Origin of the sequence: Mucilaginibacter daejeonensis, assembly GCF_020783335.1 — a bacterium.
Classification (GTDB): Bacteria; Bacteroidota; Bacteroidia; order Sphingobacteriales; family Sphingobacteriaceae; genus Mucilaginibacter; species Mucilaginibacter daejeonensis.
In genome coordinates this window covers 1153314-1173251 of record NZ_CP086068.1, presented here as the reverse complement: position 1 = coordinate 1173251, position 19938 = coordinate 1153314, and the positions used below count along the sequence as shown (strand labels likewise).

Annotated in this window: 12 protein-coding genes; 4 read left to right on the top strand and 8 right to left on the bottom strand. The window is 49.0% G+C overall.

The genetic code is table 11. The features are described from left to right. Positions 1-109 precede the first annotated feature (109 nt). From groL to LLH06_RS05060, 8 genes are all read right to left on the bottom strand, one after another. The gene (gene groL / locus LLH06_RS05090; RefSeq protein WP_228172181.1) at positions 110-1747 is read right to left on the bottom strand and encodes a chaperonin GroEL; all 1638 of its coding nucleotides are present in this window, start codon (positions 1745-1747) and stop codon (positions 110-112) included. A gap of 110 nt (positions 1748-1857) precedes the next feature. After that, a complete protein-coding gene (locus tag LLH06_RS05085) occupies positions 1858-2133 on the bottom strand; it encodes a co-chaperone GroES (RefSeq protein ID WP_228172180.1) in 276 nt (91 codons plus the stop codon). A 290-nt stretch (positions 2134-2423) separates the two neighbouring features. Beyond that, entirely contained in the window at positions 2424-2777 is a 354-nt protein-coding gene (secG, locus tag LLH06_RS05080; protein WP_228172179.1) for a preprotein translocase subunit SecG, read from the bottom strand. Between the two features lie 9 nt (positions 2778-2786). Next, positions 2787-3854, bottom strand: coding sequence for a hypothetical protein (locus LLH06_RS05075; RefSeq protein ID WP_228172178.1), 1068 nt, complete (start codon positions 3852-3854; stop codon positions 2787-2789). 34 nt (positions 3855-3888) lie between these two features. Next, entirely contained in the window at positions 3889-4413 is a 525-nt protein-coding gene (locus tag LLH06_RS05070) for an LptE family protein (protein ID WP_228172177.1), read from the bottom strand. Continuing rightward, positions 4413-5660 carry a sigma-54 interaction domain-containing protein gene (locus tag LLH06_RS05065; protein ID WP_228172176.1) on the bottom strand — a complete coding sequence of 416 codons (1248 nt, stop codon included), beginning with the start codon at positions 5658-5660 and terminating at the stop codon, positions 4413-4415. Before LLH06_RS05065 ends, LLH06_RS05070 begins: the two co-directional genes overlap by 1 nt. 51 nt (positions 5661-5711) lie before the next feature. Beyond that, entirely contained in the window at positions 5712-6074 is a 363-nt protein-coding gene (locus tag LLH06_RS20755; RefSeq protein WP_394800309.1) for a four helix bundle protein, read from the bottom strand. Between the two features lie 63 nt (positions 6075-6137). Then, positions 6138-7661 carry a MiaB/RimO family radical SAM methylthiotransferase gene (locus LLH06_RS05060; protein WP_394800308.1) on the bottom strand — a complete coding sequence of 508 codons (1524 nt, stop codon included), beginning with the start codon at positions 7659-7661 and terminating at the stop codon, positions 6138-6140. 231 nt (positions 7662-7892) lie between these two features. Here LLH06_RS05060 and LLH06_RS05055 point away from each other — a divergent pair, with 231 nt between their 5' ends. From LLH06_RS05055 to sov, 4 genes are all read left to right on the top strand, one after another. After that, positions 7893-9689 (top strand): hypothetical protein, encoded by a 1797-nt coding sequence (locus LLH06_RS05055; RefSeq protein ID WP_228172175.1) that lies wholly within the window; start codon positions 7893-7895, stop codon positions 9687-9689. Positions 9690-9834: 145 nt separating this feature from the next. Next, positions 9835-12132: an NADP-dependent malic enzyme gene (locus LLH06_RS05050; RefSeq protein WP_228172174.1), complete on the top strand. Its 2298-nt coding sequence runs from the start codon at positions 9835-9837 to the stop codon at positions 12130-12132. Between the two features lie 156 nt (positions 12133-12288). Further along, entirely contained in the window at positions 12289-12873 is a 585-nt protein-coding gene (ruvA, locus tag LLH06_RS05045) for a Holliday junction branch migration protein RuvA (RefSeq protein WP_228172173.1), read from the top strand. Positions 12874-12882: 9 nt separating this feature from the next. Beyond that, the gene (sov, locus tag LLH06_RS05040; protein WP_228172172.1) at positions 12883-19935 is read left to right on the top strand and encodes a T9SS outer membrane translocon Sov/SprA; all 7053 of its coding nucleotides are present in this window, start codon (positions 12883-12885) and stop codon (positions 19933-19935) included. Positions 19936-19938 lie beyond the last annotated feature (3 nt).

Below are 19938 nucleotides of genomic sequence, written 5' to 3'. Positions count from 1 at the left end.
AATAACTTTAAACGGCTTTCTTGACAAAAACATGGTCTTAAAAACAAGAAAGCCTGTCCGCTTTTGCGGACAGGCTTCTTTATTATCTATTATTATAGACGGTGATGTATTACATCATGCCGCCCATACCGCCCATTGGAGGAGCACCTGCACCACCAGCGGCAGCTTCTTCAGGATCATCAGCTAACACACACTCGGTGGTCAACAACATTGATGAAATGGAAGCGGCGTTCTCTAAAGCTACACGTGATACTTTAGTAGGATCGATAACACCTGCACCGATCAGGTTCTCATATCTGTCGGCACGAGCGTTGTAACCAAAGTCGGCAGTGCCTTCTTTAACTTTTTGTACCACGATAGAACCTTCGATACCTGCATTCTCGCAGATCTGACGAAGGGGCTCTTCGATAGCACGTTTGATGATCTGGATACCGGTCTTCTCGTCCTCATTGGCACCTTGCAGGTCGCCTAACGAAGCTACCGCACGGATGAAGGCCACACCACCACCAGCTACGATACCTTCTTCAACGGCAGCGCGGGTAGCGTGCAAAGCATCGTCAACACGGTCTTTCTTTTCTTTCATCTCAACCTCAGTAGCAGCACCTACGTAAAGTACGGCCACACCGCCAGACAATTTAGCTAAACGCTCTTGCAGTTTCTCTTTATCGTAATCAGAAGTAGTGGTCTCGATCTGTGCTTTGATCTGGTTAACGCGGGCTTTAATACCTTCTGCGTCGCCAAAACCGTTGATCACAGTAGTGTTGTCTTTGTCGATAACCACTTTTTCAGCAGTACCTAAGTAGCTCAGGTCGGCGTTCTCTAATTTGTAGCCACGCTCTTCAGAGATAACGGTACCACCGGTCAGGATGGCGATATCCTCTAACATAGCTTTACGACGATCACCAAAGCCAGGAGCCTTAACAGCAGCTACTTTCAGTGAACCACGGATCTTGTTAACTACCAGAGTAGCTAAAGCTTCGCCATCAAGATCCTCAGAGATGATCACTAATGGTTTGCCGGTCTGTACTTGTTTCTCCAGGATAGGCAGCAATTCCTTCATCGATGAGATCTTCTTGTCGTAGATCAGGATGTAAGGATTGTCTAACTCTGCTTCCATTTTATCAGCGTTGGTCACGAAGTATGGAGAAAGGTAACCACGATCGAATTGCATACCTTCTACGGTCTTCACCTCGGTCTCGGTGCCTTTAGCTTCTTCAACAGTGATCACACCATCTTTACCAACTTTGCCCATAGCGTCAGCGATCAGCGCACCGATCACCTCGTCATTGTTAGCCGAAATGGTAGCTACTTGCTTGATCTTGTTGTTGTCTTCACCTACGGTTTGTGATTGCTCTTTCAGGTTTGCTACCACAGCAGCAACAGCTTTGTCGATACCGCGTTTCAGGTCCATTGGGTTAGCACCTGCAGCTACGTTCTTGATACCTGCTGTAACGATAGCTTGTGCTAATACAGTTGCAGTAGTGGTACCATCACCGGCGATGTCAGCAGTTTTTGAAGCTACTTCTTTCACCATTTGAGCGCCCATGTTCTCTAAGGAGTCTTTCAATTCGATCTCTTTAGCTACGGTAACACCGTCTTTGGTGATCGCTGGTGAACCAAATTTTTTATCAATGATCACGTTACGGCCTTTAGGACCTAAGGTTACTTTAACTGCGTTAGCTAAAATATCTACACCGCGTTTCAGTGCGTCGCGGGCTTCTACGTTGTATTTTACTTGTTTTGCCATGTCTATTTTAATGATTGAATGTTGAACAAATGAGTAACGGATAATCAGGATCAGCTATCAGGAGGGCTAATGCCTCTTTGCTTCTGTTTCCCTTATCGATCCCTCATTACTTACAGGATGCCGTAAATGTCGCTTTCGCGCATCATTAAATACTCTTTACCTTCGATCGTGATCTCGGTACCGCCATACTTGCTGTATAAAACCTTGTCACCTACTTTAACGGTCAGTGGCTCATCTTTTTTACCGTCGCCTACAGCTACTACTGTACCTTGTTGAGGTTTTTCTTTAGCAGTATCAGGGATAAAGATACCAGATGCTGTTTTTTCTTCGGCAGGAGCAGCTTCTACTACTACTCTGTCGCCAATAGGTTTAATGTTCAATGACATATTTTAAAACTGAATTAATGTTGAATTTTTCTGTCCTCTAATCATCACTAACTGTGCCAAGGCTAAGGTGACAGCGTTATGGCTGTTTTATTGTCAGTGCCCTGCTGAACGCTACTTGCAAAACGCCCTTGGCGTCAGCTTACAATGGCATGACAGTGCCATGATGTCAGCGAACGGTGCAATGATACGCGATTTAATGTTAACCGATGGTAAAGCGTATTGAAATTATAAGAAATAAAAAAGCCGGACGATCGCTCGTCCGGCTTTGAATATCATGTAGTGTATGATGCTTATTTTTTTGTAGTATCCACTGGCTTGGCCGGAGTGGTCAAAGGAGCGGTCGTATTACCTACCGGACCGCTTGGCTTAGACGCCTTTTGTATCTGGTCACGGTATTGTGAACCTGCCGAAGTACTGCTACCGCTTTTGATAGCTACGTTGATCGCTAATGAAAGCACCATTAAAGTGATCGCTAAGATCCAGGTACCTTTTTCAAGGATATCACCTGTTTTTTGCACACCCAAAAGTTGCGAAGAGCTTGAAAAATTTGAAGAAAGACCGCCACCCTTAGGGTTTTGCACCAACACGATAACGCCTAATAAAATGCAAACGATGATGGCAATGATCAGTAATACTAAGTACATTTCTTTATGTTAATTGATTTTCTTTTCTAAGACCTCGATCTGACCGGCAAAGTAACGTCTTTTTTCCGGATTTTTCAACATTAATATTTTATATGCCGCTATAGCTTTGGAGTATAGCATCTGGTCGGCATAAATGCGGGCCAGCGTTTCGGTGATCAGTCCTTCCTGATCATCGGCACTTTGCTTGGCTTTGTCGTCATTGGCCAGTTTATCACTGGTAGGTGGTTTGATGTGCTGAGGTTCCACCTCGATGAAACGGTCGAGCAGTTCTTCCTTTTTATTTTCCTGCGGTACCGGTATACTCTCGGGCTGATAATACCCCGGCGGCGGGTTACGGTAATGCCGTTTAGGATCAGCGAATGGCTGGTACACGCCGCTATGTTTATTACGCGTTTTATCAAGCCACCATAAGAAGCTGTAAGGCAGCTGATCGTCATGGTAGCGGGTCACGTTCACCGGTTCTTCAGGTGCCGGGGCGGCTTCCTGCGGTTGCGGCGCAGGTTGCTGGCGTGGTGTGTGATAAGCATCACGTTTTGGTGTTGCCTGATCTGTTAGGCTCTCATCGCGGTTGACCGCCTTGTCGAACATAAAGTAATCGTTGGCCGCCAGGTTCTCGAACACTAATTTCTCGGTGTCGTCTACCTGTACCTCCCTAAAGCGGGCAAAGTTGCGACCACCTGCTATATCACCTGGCATCTCGTCATCATCTTCGGTCGATGGCGCGGAATGTTGAGCCTCGGTCTCCAATGGTTCAGGCTCATCGATCACGATCGCTTGCTCGGGCTCAGGTTCTGCCACAACAACGTGCTTGATCCTTTGAACGATCACCTGTACTGGGTTCACCTCGGCCAGGCCGTCGGGTGCCTCAACGATCTTTTGCAGCACTTCGCTATTGCCGAACCATGCTGCTGCCCGGTTAACATCAACAGTTAAACCTGTGCGGGCCTTTATAGCATGCAGCACACCACTTTGCGGGAAAGCGGAAAGCAAGGTCTGCAAGCTATCGGTCTGTTCCTGGGTAAGCGTGGGTCCGCTGGCCAGCACGTGCCTGAAGAGTTGAGCCGGACTATTATTCATATGATGTTGCACGTGGTTGAAAGTAATAAATTCATTACCAGTTAGCAAAAGCTTTGTTGAAAATATCCTCGGTAAGCTGCTGGTTAACGATCCTGATCAGCGCCTGCTCCTGCGAGTTGATATCGCCCGTAAAATCGGTATACCTGGAGAATGATTGCTCAAAGTTGGGCGATTTGGCTTTGTCCTTAGTATTGTTCACATACTTAACGCTCACGGTGATCGTAAGGCGTGATGCCGTAGCGATAGGCGCTGTATTGTTGTTAGTGGCCTGGATAGATACCGGCGCTATCGAGTAACCGGTAATAGTACCTTCCATAATAGCATCGGCCTCTCCACGTACGATGCTGAGGCGAGATTGTGAACGGATACGATCTTTCAGCGCCTCGGTGAACAAGGTACTCAGGTTACTAACTACCAGGGGCGCGTTATTTTCGAAAAATCCTACGTTGATGGTCTTCATTTCTAAAGGCACCGATGCACCACTCAAGGTCACCGAGCAAGCCGAGAAGAACATGCTCATGACCAACACTAATGCACTCAGGACAGATCTTTTTATCATTATAGGTCCAGTTCTTTTATTTTACGATATAGGGTACGTTCAGATATGCCCAGTTCATTGGCGGCCAGCTTCCGTTTACCTTTGTGTTTCTTTAAGGCCTTACGAATCATGTCCGACTCCTTTTCCACAAGCGACAATGATTCTTCCACCTCTTCTTCATGCGGGGTAAAAACGGGTTCGTTACCATGATGGCTGTGCGTATTTACAACGGGCGGCTGCAAAGTAAATTGTGGCGTTTCCTGCCTTACCGGCAAGTTCACATCATGGTATAGCTGATCCAGTTGCTGCGGGTTGTTGGCATAACTGGCGGGTACGCCACCATGCTCAATGATCTCGGCTACCAGCTTTTTCAGTTCTACCATGTCGCGCTTCATATCAAAAAGCACCTTATACAATATATCACGTTCCGACAGGTCGTTTCCCTGCTGCTGGTTGTTGAGGCGCATGGGCAGGTTGCTGCGACCCGCCTCCTGCGGCATGTAATTGAGCAACGTTTGCGCGGTGATCACGCGGTCGCGCTCTAACACGGCCAATTGTTCGGCCACGTTCTTTAACTGGCGTACGTTACCCGGCCAGCTGTAGTTGGTGAGCACTTGCTGCGCTTCTTCGTCCAACTGTAAGGCCGGCGTGCGGTATTTGTCGGTAAAATCGGCCGAAAATTTACGGAACAACAGATAAACGTCTTCCTTGCGGTCGCGCAGCGGAGGTATGCGTAGTGGTACGGTATTCAATCGGTAGTAAAGATCCTCGCGAAACTTGCCTGCCTTCACCGCCTCATAAACATCAACGTTGGTAGCGGCGATCACGCGCACGTTGGTCTTTTCAACTTTGGATGAGCCCACACGGATGAACTGCCCCGACTCCAATACCCTCAACAAGCGCGCCTGGGTTCCCAACGGCATCTCCCCTATCTCATCTAAAAAGATGGTACCGCCGTTAACGGTTTCAAAATAGCCTTTGCGTTCGCCTATGGCGCCTGTGTAAGCTCCCTTTTCGTGACCGAAAAGTTCCGAGTCGATGGTACCTTCAGGTATGGCACCGCAATTGACCGCGATGAAAGGCCCATGCTTACGCGCACTCAATTGATGAATTATGTGCGAGAAAGCTTCCTTACCACTTCCACTTTCACCGGTGATCAGCACCGATATATCGGTAGGCGCCACTTGGTTGGCAATATCTATAGCCCGGTTAAGCAACGGCGAATTGCCGATGATACCGAAGCGTTGTTTGATCTCTTGTACGTTCATAGAAATAGACTTTTAGAAACAAGAACCAGGAATCAAGAGCAATAGCCCACTCTACCTGTTCAATACGTGTTCTCTGAAAGCAAAGATCATCCTTTGCAATTCTTCTGCCGTTTCAAGGCATTGCATTAGACTCTCCGGTTTGCCATACTTTCTTCGTTCACAGATCAACAGTTGAGTCTCCAACTCGTAACATGAGGTCAACGATGTTGTTAAGAACTCGGCAAAATGAATATTCGTTCGCTTTCCTGAACCCTCAGCAATATTACTCGGAACCGAGCAAGAAGACCTATTAAGTTGATCGATAAGATTAAAGCGTTCTTCGGTCGGAAGTTGCTTACAGTACTCATAGGTCATATCCGTAAGGTCCATCGCCTTCTGCCAAATCTTTAGATTTTTGAAATTATGCCTGGTCATACTGATATACCCTTGCACATGTCGAATTTCTCTCGCATCTGGCTTCTTAGCTCTTGCTTCTAATTACTTTACTACTGTTCCAATCAGCGTAGCTGTGGTACAGCGGTCGACCAGTACGTTAACGTATTGGCCAGGTTTGTAACCTTCGCCTACCGGGAACACCACCATGGCGTTATGGTCGCTGCGGCCGCAATAGTCAAGGTTCGATTTTTTGGAATAGCCTTCTATCAGCACCTTTTGCACCTTGCCTAATTGCTGTTGCAGGCGTGCGTGCGAGTGCTGTTGTTGCTTGGCCACTACTTCTTTTAAGCGACGGCTTTTCACGGCCTCCGGTATATCGTCGGCGTAGCGTTTGGCGGCCAAAGTGCCCGGGCGCTCCGAGTAGCTGAACATGTAAGCAAAATCATAACCCACAAAATCCATCATGCTCAGGGTATCCTGGTGCTCTTCCTCTGTCTCGGTGCAAAAACCGGTGATTACATCGGTCGAGATGGCGCAACCCGGTATGATACGGCGTATGGCCTCTACCCGGTTCATATACCACTCGCGGTCGTAGGTACGATTCATCAGATCCAGTACGCGGCTGTTGCCCGACTGCACCGGCAGGTGTATGTATTTACAAATATTATCATGCTTGGCCATCACATAAAGCACCTCGTCGGTGATGTCTTTAGGATGCGAGGTCGAAAAACGGATACGCAGGTCAGGACTTATGGCGGCTACCATCTCCAGCAGTTGCGCAAAGTTGACTGTACCGCATACGCCTTCGGCACCAGCGAGAGCCACCGTAGAACCGGTAGCTTCAGCCTCTTCCAATATATATGCTTCAGTAAGACCTTCTGCACGGCGATCATCGGCTTTGGCCTTTGGCGAGGTATTCCATTTATATGAATCGACGTTCTGGCCCAATAAGGTCACCTCGCGGTAGCCCTGGTTGAACAGGTCGGTACATTCCTTTACGATGGAGAACGGATCTCGGCTGCGTTCGCGACCACGGGTGAACGGCACCACGCAGAACGAGCACATATTATCGCAACCACGCATGATCGATACAAAGGCATTGATGCCGTTGCTATTCAAACGTACCGGGTTGATATCGGCGTAGGTCTCCTCACGCGAAAGCAATACGTTGACCGCCTTTTGGCCATCGTCTACCTGGTCGATCAGGTTTGGCAGATCACGGTAGGCATCGGGGCCAACCACTACGTCCACCAGTTTTTCTTCTTCTAGGAATTTGGCTTTCAACCGCTCGGCCATGCAGCCCAACACCCCTACCACCATACCAGGGTTCTTTACCTTGGCAACGGTGAATTCTTTCAGGCGGTTACGTACGCGCTGCTCCGCATTCTCACGAATGGAGCAAGTGTTGATGAACACCACATCTGCCTCGCTGTAATCCTTGGTTGTTTCAAAACCACGGTCGGCCAATATGGAGGCAACGATCTCGCTGTCTGAAAAATTCATGGCGCAGCCATAGCTCTCGATGTACAGCTTGCGGCCGTTATTTTTTTCAGGTATCTGATCAAGCACTAACGCCTCACCTTGCCTGCTCTCATCATGTGTCTTATCCGGTATCAGCAGATCCATTATACGTTTCGAATTTTAGGGAGCGCAAAAATACAAATAATCATTCTAATACGTGACATATTGGCAGCGAACCTAAAAATTTGACCTTCAAAAGTTATTTATTTTCCAAAGCTCGTAATTATCGGTGTACAGTGGATTTGCCATTACACACATAAATAGCTATTTTAGGGCGACGATGGTACAACACCTGAACATGCATTACTTTTTTTCTGCCCGAGGAGATATTGGATAATGAGGGAAAAGTGTAAGCCCAGATGGCAAAGCAAATTGTTCTTATCGTTAATGGCGCTGGTGTTAGTGATCACCATCGTAGCCTTCTTCATCAACCGTTACTGGTCGCCTATTTTAGCCAGTAAGGTGCGTAGCACTGTGTTGATCAGTACCGACAGCCTCTACCAAGCGGACTTTAACGATGCCGAGTTCCACATCGTGCAAGGAAAACTGGTGATACACAATCTTACCTTGAGGCCTAATATGGCGGTGTATCGCCAGCGTTTGGCGCAAGGCATCGCCCCTAACAACTTGTACACGCTTAAAGTAAAGCGCATAGCCATACGGCGCATGCATCCGCTTAAACTTTATTTTGAGCATCAACTCAACATTGGCCAGATCGTACTGAGCGCTCCTGAATTGCAGGTGAACTACCAGCTCAATCACAAAAAAGACACTACCGCCAAAAGCCGATTGACCGCCTGGCAACGGATCAGAAGCTCATTAAGTTCTATCCACATTAAACAGGTGATGCTGAATGATGTGAAGCTGATGTACAAAGACCACTCGGGCAACCATGTAGAGATCTCGGCCCTGAAGGAGATGAATTTGACGGGTAATGAACTCCTGATCGACTCTACCACCCAGTTCGATAATTCACGCTTTTATTATTTTAAGGATATCCAGATCGAGCTAAACAATTTTAGCCGACCAACTTCCAATGGGCTATACCAGTTCAAGGTAGGGCTGATGAAGTACTCCACCCTGAGTCAGCAGTTACAGGCTTACAACGTTGGCTTGCAGCCATTGGCAGATAGCCTTTTCATCAACCGAAAGATCCGCACGTGGTACAACTTCAATGTTGATAGTTTGCAACTGGATGGATTCAACTTCAAGAATTATAACAAATACCGCCTCATCCATGGTTCTAAGCTTACTTTCAGGCATAGCGACCTGGTGGTGAACACCGAAAGGCCTAAACCCGGAGCTATAGAGGTTAAAGGAGACCGCATAAATACCTTCCCGCAACTGGCGATCAAGCGCCTGCCGGCCAACCTCACGCTCGATACCGTGGAATTGCACGACCTAAATGTGACCTACAGGGCCAAAGGACGCCGCTCAGGCAAGCCAGGTTTTATATCGTTCAACAGCACTAATGGTTATTTACTTAACCTGACCAATAACGAGGATGCGTTGAAGCGCGACCACGTAACCCGCATCAAGCTCAACTCGAGGCTAATGGATAGCGGGCCGCTACAAGCCGACCTGAATTTCGACCTCTCCTCTCCCAGCCTAAACTATGACTATAAAGGTTTTTTAGGCCCGATGGATATGGAGGACCTGAACAAGGCGGTGATGCCGTTCGCACTGGTCAAGATCACTTCGGGATGGCTTGATAAGTTAAGCTTCGATATCAAGGGAAACAGCCGCACATCGGCCGGTAAGATGACCATGCTTTACCACGACCTTAAAGTGCACCTGCTTAAAATGGATACCGTGACCGATGTGTACAAACATCGCGCTATACCTTCATTATTGGCCAATGCCCTGATCGTTAAACACAACAACCCCGACAATCTGATCAGCCTCCCGCGAAGCGTTGATGTAAGTTACACTCGACAGCCTGATACCCCATTTTTCAAGGCCATGTGGAAGACCATGCTGCAAGGGATACGCAACAGTGCCGGTTATGATGAGGCCACCGAGAAGGAAGTGAAACGCCACATTGCCCAACATGCGGCCGACAAGCAGAAACGTCAAAAAAAACGTGCCTTGCGTAAGCAGCGCCGGGCACTTGAACGAGCCGTGAAAAGGTAGTTCGAACGGCAGTTCGTCTGACCGGCGGAGATCACCAAGTGCACACACGCTTTATACGCTTATCAAGCAGTTTATGTGCTGTTATCCATTAAACTTTTGGCCTTTAGGTAAATATTGTAATTTTGCTGGCCTGAATTAGAGAAGAATGGATACGAATAACAACAGCGCGAACAAGCGCCGCCAGGATGCTTTGAGCTATCACGCCAAAGGCCGTCCGGGTAAGATACAGGTGATACCTACCAAACCGACCAATTCGCAACGCGACCTCACCATGGCCTATTCGCCTGGTGTGGCCGAACCCTGCCGCGAGATCGCTAAAAATCCTGATGACGTATATAAGTACACCGCAAAGGGTAACCTGGTGGCCGTGATCAGTAACGGTACGGCCGTTCTGGGCTTAGGCGATATCGGTCCTGCTGCCGGCAAACCAGTAATGGAAGGTAAGGGCCTCCTGTTCAAGATCTACGCTGACATTGACGTATTTGACCTTGAGCTTGATACCAAAAATGTGGACGAGTTCGTGCGTATCGTAAAAGCGCTTGAGCCTACCTTTGGTGGTATTAACCTCGAGGATATCTCTGCTCCTACTTGCTTTGAGATCGAACGCCGTTTAAAGGCCGAGATGAATATCCCGGTGATGCACGATGACCAACACGGTACGGCCATCATATCGGGTGCTGCGCTGATGAACGCCTGCGAGATACAAGGCAAAAAACTTGACGAGATCAAATTGGTAGTGAACGGCGCCGGTGCGGCCGCTGTATCATGTACTAAAATGTACCTGCAGTTAGGTGTTAAAAAAGAGAACCTTGTGATGTTCGACATCAACGGACCGATCACACCTGACCGTACCGACCTGGATGATATCCGCATGGAATTTGCCAGCACCCGTACCGATGTTACCGATCTGGCCAGTGCCATGCAAGGTGCCGATGTTTTCATCGGTCTTTCGGCCGGTAACGTGGTGAACGCCGATATGCTGAAGAGCATGGCGGCTAACCCGATCGTTTTCGCCATGGCTAACCCGGAGCCAGAGGTATCTTATGACGTTGCCGTTGCAGCACGTCAGGATATCATTATGGCCACCGGCCGTAGCGATTATCCTAACCAGGTGAATAACGTGTTGGGCTTCCCTTATATTTTCCGTGGTGCTTTGGACGTACGTGCAACTGCCATTAACGAGGAAATGAAGATCGCTGCCGTGCATGCCATTGCCGAATTGACCCGTAAACCAGTACCAGAAGCTGTTAACTTAGCTTACAATACCACTAACCTGCGCTTCGGTAAAGATTATATCATCCCTAAACCGATGGACCAGCGTCTCATTACCGAGGTATCATCGGCCGTAGCCAAAGCGGCTATGGAGTCAGGTGTTGCCCGTGCCGAGATCACTGATTGGGAGGCTTATCATGAGACGCTGCGTACCCGCATTGGTGCTGAGGACAAGCTGATGCGTAACCTGAGCGGCAAGGCCAAGCAAGACCCTAAACGCGTAGTATTTGCCGAGGCTGATAACTATAAGATCCTTCGCGCAGCGCAGATCGTTAAAGATGAGGGTATCGCCATCCCGATCCTGTTAGGCAATACCGAAAAGATAAAGCAGATCATCAGCGATCATAAACTTGATCTGAATGATGTTAAGATCATTAATACCCTTTTGCCTTGCGAGCGCCAGGAAGAGTATGCCAAGCACCTGTACGAAAAACGTCAACGCCGTGGTATCACGCTTTATGAGGCCAAGAAGATGATGCGTGACCGTAACTATTACGGTGCCAGCATGGTGCAATTTGGCGATGCCGATGCGCTGATATCAGGTTTGACCAAGAACTACGTGACCACCGTACGCCCGGCCTTACAGATCATTGGTACCGAGGCTGGCGTTAAACGCGTAGCCGGCATGTACATGATGATCACCAAAAAAGGACCATTGTTCTTTGCCGATACGACGGTTAACGTTAACCCAAGCACCCAAGACCTGGTGGATATCACCGTGTTGGTAGAGCGCTCGGTGAAGCAATTCAACGTTGATCCGCGCATCGCCATGTTATCGTACTCTAACTTTGGCTCTAACGATGGCGAGGTACCTGAAAAGACTCGCGAGGCCGTTAAGATACTGCACGAGCAGTACCCTGATATGGTGATCGATGGTGAGATGCAGGCCAACTTTGCAATGAACAAGGAGTTGCTTTCTGATAACTTCCCATTCTCTACACTCAACGGCAAGCCAGCCAATACACTGATTTTCCCTAACTTGGAATCAGGCAACATTGCTTATAAGTTATTACAGGAAGTGGGCGGTGCCGAAGCCGTTGGACCGATATTACTGGGTATGAAAAAACCGGTACACGTGTTGCAGTTAGGCAGTTCGGTACGTGAGATCGTGAACATGATCACCATCGCTGTGGTAGATGCACAGCAAAAAGCACAGGATGGCAAGCTGTAAACCTGCCTGATCAGGCGATCATTTCCATCAAATATTTGTCATATAGGCCCGCTCCAAAAGCGGGCCTATATCTTTTTGCAGCGGCCTGCGTATAAGCGTATGTTTTTGTATTTTTAACCAATATTTCATTTAAAGATACAAACATATCGAATAAACATGTACGCATATATTGACGGGAAGCTGACCTTTAAAGGACCGGCTTATGTGGTGATCGAGGCAGGAGGCGTAGGCTATCATATCAACATCTCACTCAACACTTTTTCGAAACTGGGCGATGCAGAACGCAGTCGTCTGCACGTTTGGCTGCACGTAAAAGAAGATGCCCACACCCTTTACGGCTTTGCCGATGAGGGGGAGAAACGCCTGTTCCTTCACCTGATCTCGGTATCAGGCATCGGCCCCAACACCGCCCGTATGATGCTGTCTTCCATTACCCCCGAGGAAGTACAGGCCGCTATCGTAAAAGGTAACGTATCACAGATCCAGCGAATTAAAGGCATTGGCCCTAAATCGGCCCAGCGCCTTATTTTGGAACTTCAGGATAAACTGCGCAAAGAAGGACTGGATACTCTCAGCTCGGCACCTGCCAACAACTCGGTTAAGGACGAAGCCTTATCAGCCCTAGTGATGCTGGGCTTCGCCCGTAACGCGGCCGAGAAGGTGATCGACGCCGAGATCAGTAAGAACACGGACGATATCACCGTGGAACAACTCATTAAATCTGCATTAAAAAGCTTATAATTATACCGCTTGAACTTTATCGTGCATCGGGTAACCAATTTTGCTATCTCACGTGCTCTACCTTTATTGATCTGCCTTCTGTTGGTGGGTCTCTCGGCAGTTCATGCGCAAAAACGGCCAGCCGGTAAAGATTCATTGACGGTGACCATCCCCTACAAGGGGAAGCGGTCAAAAGCGGCGGAGTTGCGCCAGGGACAGTTCGAGAATGATCCACCTAACCTGCAACGCACCATACAATATGATGCTGCCACCAACCGCTACATACTGATCGAGAAGGTGGGTAACCTGATGTATCGCGCGCCCCGCTATCTTACCTTTGTAGAATACCTGCAACTCACCCAAAAGCAGGAACGCCGCGAGTACTTCAAGCAACTGGCCGATAATTATGCTTATCAGTCGCAACAGCCTGGCTTTATACCGCAGATCAAGATACGTAGCCGTACTTTCGAACAGATATTTGGCAGTAACACGATCGATATCCGTCCACAGGGTTCGGCGCAATTGATCTTTGCCGGCCAGGTGAACAGCAACCAAAACCCGCTACTGAACACCAACCAGCGCAAACAATTCAATTTTAATTTTGACCAACGGATCCAGATGAACATCACCGGAACCATAGGTGATAAATTGAAGCTGGCCACTAACTACAATACTGACGCACAATTCCAGTTCGAGAACCAGGTAAAGCTGGATTATACCGGCCACCCCGACGAGATCATTCAAAAGATAGAAGCCGGTACGGTAAGCATGCCGCTCAATACTTCATTGATCCGTGGCAGCCAGGCTTTGTTCGGTTTAAAGACCAAGCTGAAATTCGGTAAACTGGATGTAACGAGTATCTTCTCGCAACAGCGCTCACAAGCCAAAACAATCACGATCACCAATGGGTCGCAACAGGGCGAGTTCCGATTACAGCCTACCGACTACGAAGCCAATCGCCACTATTTTTTGGCGCAATACTTCAGAGATAATTACAACAAGGCACTGGCCAACCTGCCTATCATCAGCTCTAACGTCACCATTACCCGCATCGAGGTTTGGACCACCAATCGTACCAACTCCACCACCGATTCGCGCGACATTATTGGTCTATTAGACCTTGGCGAGAACCGCCCGTACAATAGCACCCTGATCGTAGGTGGCACTTCAGGCTTGCCGGCAGGCTTCATTGGTCCTGGTTTTACGCAGCAATCCAACAACCTGATGAACCGCTTGCAAAGTTTGCCGAACGGCGGTCGCCTGACCAACTCCAATGATGTGGCCACCTTCTTCCAGTCGGCCGGTGGGGTAGATAACTACGCCAAACTTCCTTACGCCCGTAAGCTGACCAGCAAGGAGTACACCCTTAACCCGCAATTGGGTTACATATCGCTCAACTACCCACTCAATAATGACGAGGTACTGGCCGTTGCTTACCGCTATACTTACAATGGCGTTGAATACCAGGTGGGCGAGTTCTCGAATGACATACCGGTAGATGCTGCCAACCCGAAAGCTTTGTACGTAAAGCTTTTGAAGAACGAGATACTGAAGACCAACCTGCCTACCTGGGACCTGATGATGAAGAACATCTACTCGTTAGGCGCCTATCAGGTAAGCCCGGTGAATTTCAGGTTGAGCATCACCCGCCTTGATGACCAGTCGAACATTGAAAAGCCATCATTGACCGAGGGCAGCGATGCCGTTAAAGGCAAGCTTTTTTTGCAATTGACCGGATTGGACCGACTCAACCAGCAGAACGCCAAGATACCCGACGGTTATTTCGATTTTTTGGAAGGCCTGACCATCGACCCACAGAATGGGCGTATCGTGTTCCCGGTGATCGAACCGTTCGGTAGCGACATGGCCCGGGCCTTGCAGAACGACCCAAGCCTGCAAAGCCGTTACGTTTTCCAACCGTTGTATGATTCGGTACGTACCATCGCCCAGCAATATTTCCCTAATCTCAACCGCTACCTCATTAAAGGAACTTACTCATCACAGTCAGGTTCCGAGTTCCAGCTCAACGCCGTGAACATTCCTCAGGGTTCGGTGGTGGTAAACGCAGGTGCATTACGTTTGGTTGAGGGTAGCGATTTCACGGTCGATTACAGCATCGGTCGTATACGCGTGCTGAACCAATCGGTATTATCGTCGGGTACACCGCTTACGGTCAACATCGAGAATAATGAACTTTTTGGTGTGCAGCAGAAAACGCTTTACGGTTCAAGGTTCGATTACCGGGCCAATCCTAAATTAGCTTTGGGTGGTACCATCATGCACCTGAGTGAGCAGCCGCTAACTCAAAAACAGATCGTTGGCGAGGAATCGATATCAAATACCATCATGGGCTTTGATGTTAACTATAGCTCAGAGTCGCGCTGGTTGACCCGTATCATCGACCGCTTGCCGCTTATCAATACCAAGGCGCCATCGTACATCAACTTTTCGGGTGAGATGGCCCGACTGATCCCCGGTAGCCCAAGCGCGCTTAATTTCGCCGGTTCAAAGAACGGCACCACCTACCTCGACGATTTCGAGAGCAGCCAATCCATCATCGACCTCAAAAGCGCACTGGCTTGGCAGATCTCGGGAACACCGCAGCTATTTTCTGAGTCGAGGTTATTCAATGACCTGAGCTATGGCTACAACCGTGCCCGTTTGGCCTTCTACAACATCGACCCTATATTTTATACTTCTAACAACGCGGCTATCTCACGTTCTGACCTGTCAAATCATTATGTAAGGCAGGTATTGGAGACCGAAGTATTACCCTACCGCCAATCGGTTACCGGTCAGCCACTGATCCTGCCTACGCTCGATCTGGCCTACTATCCGAACGTGCGTGGTCAGTACAACTACTCTACCACGGGCATCAATCCTGACGGTACGCTGCAAAATCCGCGCAACCGCTGGGGTGGCATGTTCCGCAAGCTGGAGACCAACGACTTTGAATCACTCAACGTTCAATATATCGAGTTCTGGATGATGGACCCATTCATCTACAAGCCTAACTCACAAGGTGGCGACCTTTATTTTAACTTAGGTAGCATCACGGAAGACATATTGAAAGACGGCCGTAAATCGGTAGAGAACGGCTTGCCGGCCGATGGCTCGAACACCAATACTGATGAAACGGTTTGGGGCCGTGTGCCACGCCTACAACCGGTGATCAACGCTTTTGACAGCAACCCCGATGCACGCCGTTTACAGGACGTTGGTTTAGATGGCTTGAATGATAATGGCGAGCAGACCAAGTTCGGCACATTTGTGCAGCAGATGCGCAGCCAACTGAACACTACTGCCGCTAATACTCTGGCCGCCGACCCTTCATCAGATAACTTTCAGTACTATCAAGGGCCACAGCTCGACCAGACCCGTGCCAGCATCTTACAACGTTACAGCAAATACAACGGCACCGAAGGCAACTCCAAAACGGCCGAGCAATCACAAGCCGAACTGGGAGTATCTAACTCGGCATCTACCTCACTACCCGACGGCGAGGACCTGAATCGTGATAACAGCATGAGCCAGGCCGATGAGTATTTCCAATACAAGGTATCCATTCGCCCAAGAGACCTCGTGATCGGTCAGAACTTCGTGAACGATAAGGTATCCGCCCAGGTTCGCCTGGCCGATGGTACCACGCAGACCGTTAATTGGTACCAGTTCAGAGTACCTATAGCAGGCTACAGCTCACGTGAGGGCAACATCCAAGATTTTAAGGCCATCCGTTTCATGCGTATGTTCCTGACCAATTTTGCCGATACCGCTGTTCTCCGTTTAGGAAGTTTACAGCTGATCAGGGGCGAATGGCGCGGTTACAACGTGGAGAACAGCACCAACAAAGTGATCGCTGACCCTGCATTGGTGAACCCACCTGTAGATGGTTCGGTACTTAACGTACAAGCCGTTAATATTGAGGCCAATGGCAAGCGCAGTCCTATACCTTATGTACTTCCTCCGGGTATCGACCGCCAGCGCGATTATAACAACCTTCGTACCGACACCCGCCTGAACGAGCAATCACTGGCACTGAACGTTACTAACCTGCGTACTGGCTACTCACGTGCCGCCTACCGTACTTTTTATAATGACCTGCGTGCCTACAAACGCCTGCAAATGTTCATCCACGCTGAGGGCGACCAACTGAATGATAATGATCTGCACGCGTTCATCCGACTGGGTGTCGATTACCAGGACAGCTATTACGAATATGAGCTACCGTTAAAGGTCACTCGCCCGGGCACATCAGACCCTAACGCCATTTGGCCAAGCGCCAACAACCTCGATATTGAATTAGCCGCCCTGACACGTGCCAAGCTGGCTCGCGACAATGCTATCGCATCAGGTCAACTAACTTCGATCAACATTCCGTTCGTGGTAACGGATGGCAATAACAAGATCACCATTAAAGGTCAACCCGACCTAAGCCGTCTGCGTGCGATCATGTTAGGTGTACGGAATCCATACAAGGCAACAGGCGGGTTCGACCGTTCGGCCATTGTTTGGTTCAATGAATTGCGTTTGACCGATTTTGACCAACGCGGTGGCTGGGCCGCTACCGCACGCCTGAACGCCAAACTGGCCGACTTTGCCGACATCACCCTTGCCGGCAGCAAGACCACCATCGGTTTCGGTTCGATCGAACAACGCGTGAGCGAACGCAGCCGTGCTGATAGCCATACCATCGATGCGGCTGGTAGTGTCGAGTTAGGTAAATTGTTCCCCGCCAAGACCGGTATGCATGTGCCTATGTATGTCAATGTATCGCAGCAGGTGGCTAACCCGCAGTACAACCCGGCTCAACCCGACGTGGAGCTGAAGGACGCTGTGAACAATGCCCCTACTCAAGAGAAGAAGAACGAGATCAAGCGCATTGCCCAAGACTATACCATGCGCAAAAGCATCAACTTCACTAACGTGCACAAGACCAAGAGCAATCCCGGCGCCAATCCTCACGTTTGGGACGTGGAGAACTTCACCGGTACTTATGCTTACTCGGAATATGAGCACCATGATTTTGTGACCGAAAACGACATTCAACGATTGTACAAGGTAGCGTTAGCCTATAATTACACCAATACGCCCAAGTACTACAGCCCGCTTGAAAAGGTGATCAAAAAGAACATGCTGGCTTTGCTGCGCGATGTGAACTTTAGCCTGCTGCCTACCCGTTTGAATGTGGCCATCAGCTTTGATCGTTTTTATTCGGAGAATACCCTGCGTAATAACGACCCTAATAACTTTTTGCCGGTACCGACCACTAACTTCAACAAGAATTTCAACATCACCCGTGTGTACGGCATTGGCTGGAACATCAGCAAGTCGTTACAGATGGACATCGATGCCACTAACCTATCGGTGGTGGATGAGCCTGCCGGGCGTGTGAACGGTTTGAAACGTGATACTCTTTGGGATAACCTGAAAAGGTTAGGCCGTACCACCAACTACAACCATACGCTCAATTTTAACTATACCGTGCCGATCAACAAGGTGCCTGGTTTAGATTGGGTAAGCGCCATTGCCCGTTACAGCACTAACTTCAACTGGCAAACGCAGCCCAAATTCTCATTAGATGACCCCGCTCTCAACGTGGGTAACACCATTCAGAACGCCCGTACGGTTCAACTGAATCCTACGCTTAATGTATCGGGCCTTTACAACAAATTCGCGGGGCTGCGTAAATACAACAATGCCGACCCTAAGGGCACCAGTACAGCCGGACGCTTGTTGGTCGGTTTGCTCACGAGTATCAAGAACTTGGGCGCCACTTATACCCGGAGTGAGGGCACGTACCTACCAGGCTATTTGCCACAAACCAACTGGGCAGGTCAGGATTTCACTTATAATGCACCTGGTATAGGTTTTTTGCTGGGTAGCCAGGCCGATATACGTGACCGTGCGGTAAGGAACGGCTGGTTAAGCCGCGACACTTTGCAAAATCAGTTGTACTCTACCACACTGAACGAGGATCTGCACCTGCGTGGCATCATTCGCCCGATACCTGACCTGAATATCGAGTTGCTGGCGTTCCGTACGCAGGACCGTAACTTCCAGACCAACTTTAAATATGATGATGCAGTAGGCGGTTTCAGGAGTTTAAGCCCGATCACTTCCGGTACATATAGCGTGTCATTTCTATCTATAGGTACAGCCTTTAGCAAGAACACCGGCGTCAACAATTATTCGTCTACCTTTCAGGCGTTGTTGGATAACCGCAGCATTATATCACAACGTTTAGCACAACAGAACCCTAACGCCAGCGGCCCAAGTGTTAATGGATACCGCGATGGTTATGGCCCCAACCAGCAGGATGTATTGGTAGCCTCTTTCCTGGCTGCCTACACAGGTAAGGATGCAGGAAGCATCAGCTTGAACAGCTTTCCTAAGATACCCGTTCCTAACTGGCAGCTTACCTACAATGGCTTAAGCCGCATCAGCTGGTTCAAGGAGTTATTTGACTCTTTTGACCTGCGTCATGGCTATCGTTCTACTTACAGTGTGAATAGTTACAATTCACTCATCCGCTACCAGGAACGCAACGGCGCGTCGGTTCAGCGGGATGTGAACAATGACTTCCTGCCGCTCTTCCAGTTCACACAAGTGACGTTGTTCGAGCAGTTCGTGCCGTTGGTAGGTGCCGACATTCGCTTTAAGAACAGCATGACCATGAATGCCGAATACCGTCAGAGTCGCACCATGAGTTTAAGCTTGCTTAACAGCCAATTGGCTCAGCAGAACGAGCGTATCATGGTGTTCGGATTTGGATACCGCACGCGCAACCTGCACATGCCATTCGGCCTGTTCAGTAACTTCAACCTCAAGAACGATGTGAACTTTAAACTTGACCTGGCCATGCGCGACAATAAGATACTGATCTACCGCGCAGATGTACGGTCGGCCGAGATATCGTCAGGTGCCAAGAACATCACGTTCAGGCCATCTATCGATTATGTGATCAACCAGCGCTTCAACTTCAACCTCTTCTACGATTCCAATATCACCAGGCCTTATACGTCGCAAACGTTCAATACGGCCTATACTAACTTTGGCGTCAACCTAAAACTGATGCTGCAATAACCT

Coding starts and splice junctions, on each gene's coding strand:
- groL (WP_228172181.1), bottom strand. CDS start 1,747: ATGGCAAAACAAGTAAAATACAACGTAGAAGCCCGCGACGCACTGAAA.
- LLH06_RS05085 (WP_228172180.1), bottom strand. CDS start 2,133: ATGTCATTGAACATTAAACCTATTGGCGACAGAGTAGTAGTAGAAGCT.
- secG (WP_228172179.1), bottom strand. CDS start 2,777: ATGTACTTAGTATTACTGATCATTGCCATCATCGTTTGCATTTTATTA.
- LLH06_RS05075 (WP_228172178.1), bottom strand. CDS start 3,854: ATGAATAATAGTCCGGCTCAACTCTTCAGGCACGTGCTGGCCAGCGGA.
- LLH06_RS05070 (WP_228172177.1), bottom strand. CDS start 4,413: ATGATAAAAAGATCTGTCCTGAGTGCATTAGTGTTGGTCATGAGCATG.
- LLH06_RS05065 (WP_228172176.1), bottom strand. CDS start 5,660: ATGAACGTACAAGAGATCAAACAACGCTTCGGTATCATCGGCAATTCG.
- LLH06_RS20755 (WP_394800309.1), bottom strand. CDS start 6,074: ATGACCAGGCATAATTTCAAAAATCTAAAGATTTGGCAGAAGGCGATG.
- LLH06_RS05060 (WP_394800308.1), bottom strand. CDS start 7,661: ATGGATCTGCTGATACCGGATAAGACACATGATGAGAGCAGGCAAGGT.
- LLH06_RS05055 (WP_228172175.1), top strand. CDS start 7,893: ATGAGGGAAAAGTGTAAGCCCAGATGGCAAAGCAAATTGTTCTTATCG.
- LLH06_RS05050 (WP_228172174.1), top strand. CDS start 9,835: ATGGATACGAATAACAACAGCGCGAACAAGCGCCGCCAGGATGCTTTG.
- ruvA (WP_228172173.1), top strand. CDS start 12,289: ATGTACGCATATATTGACGGGAAGCTGACCTTTAAAGGACCGGCTTAT.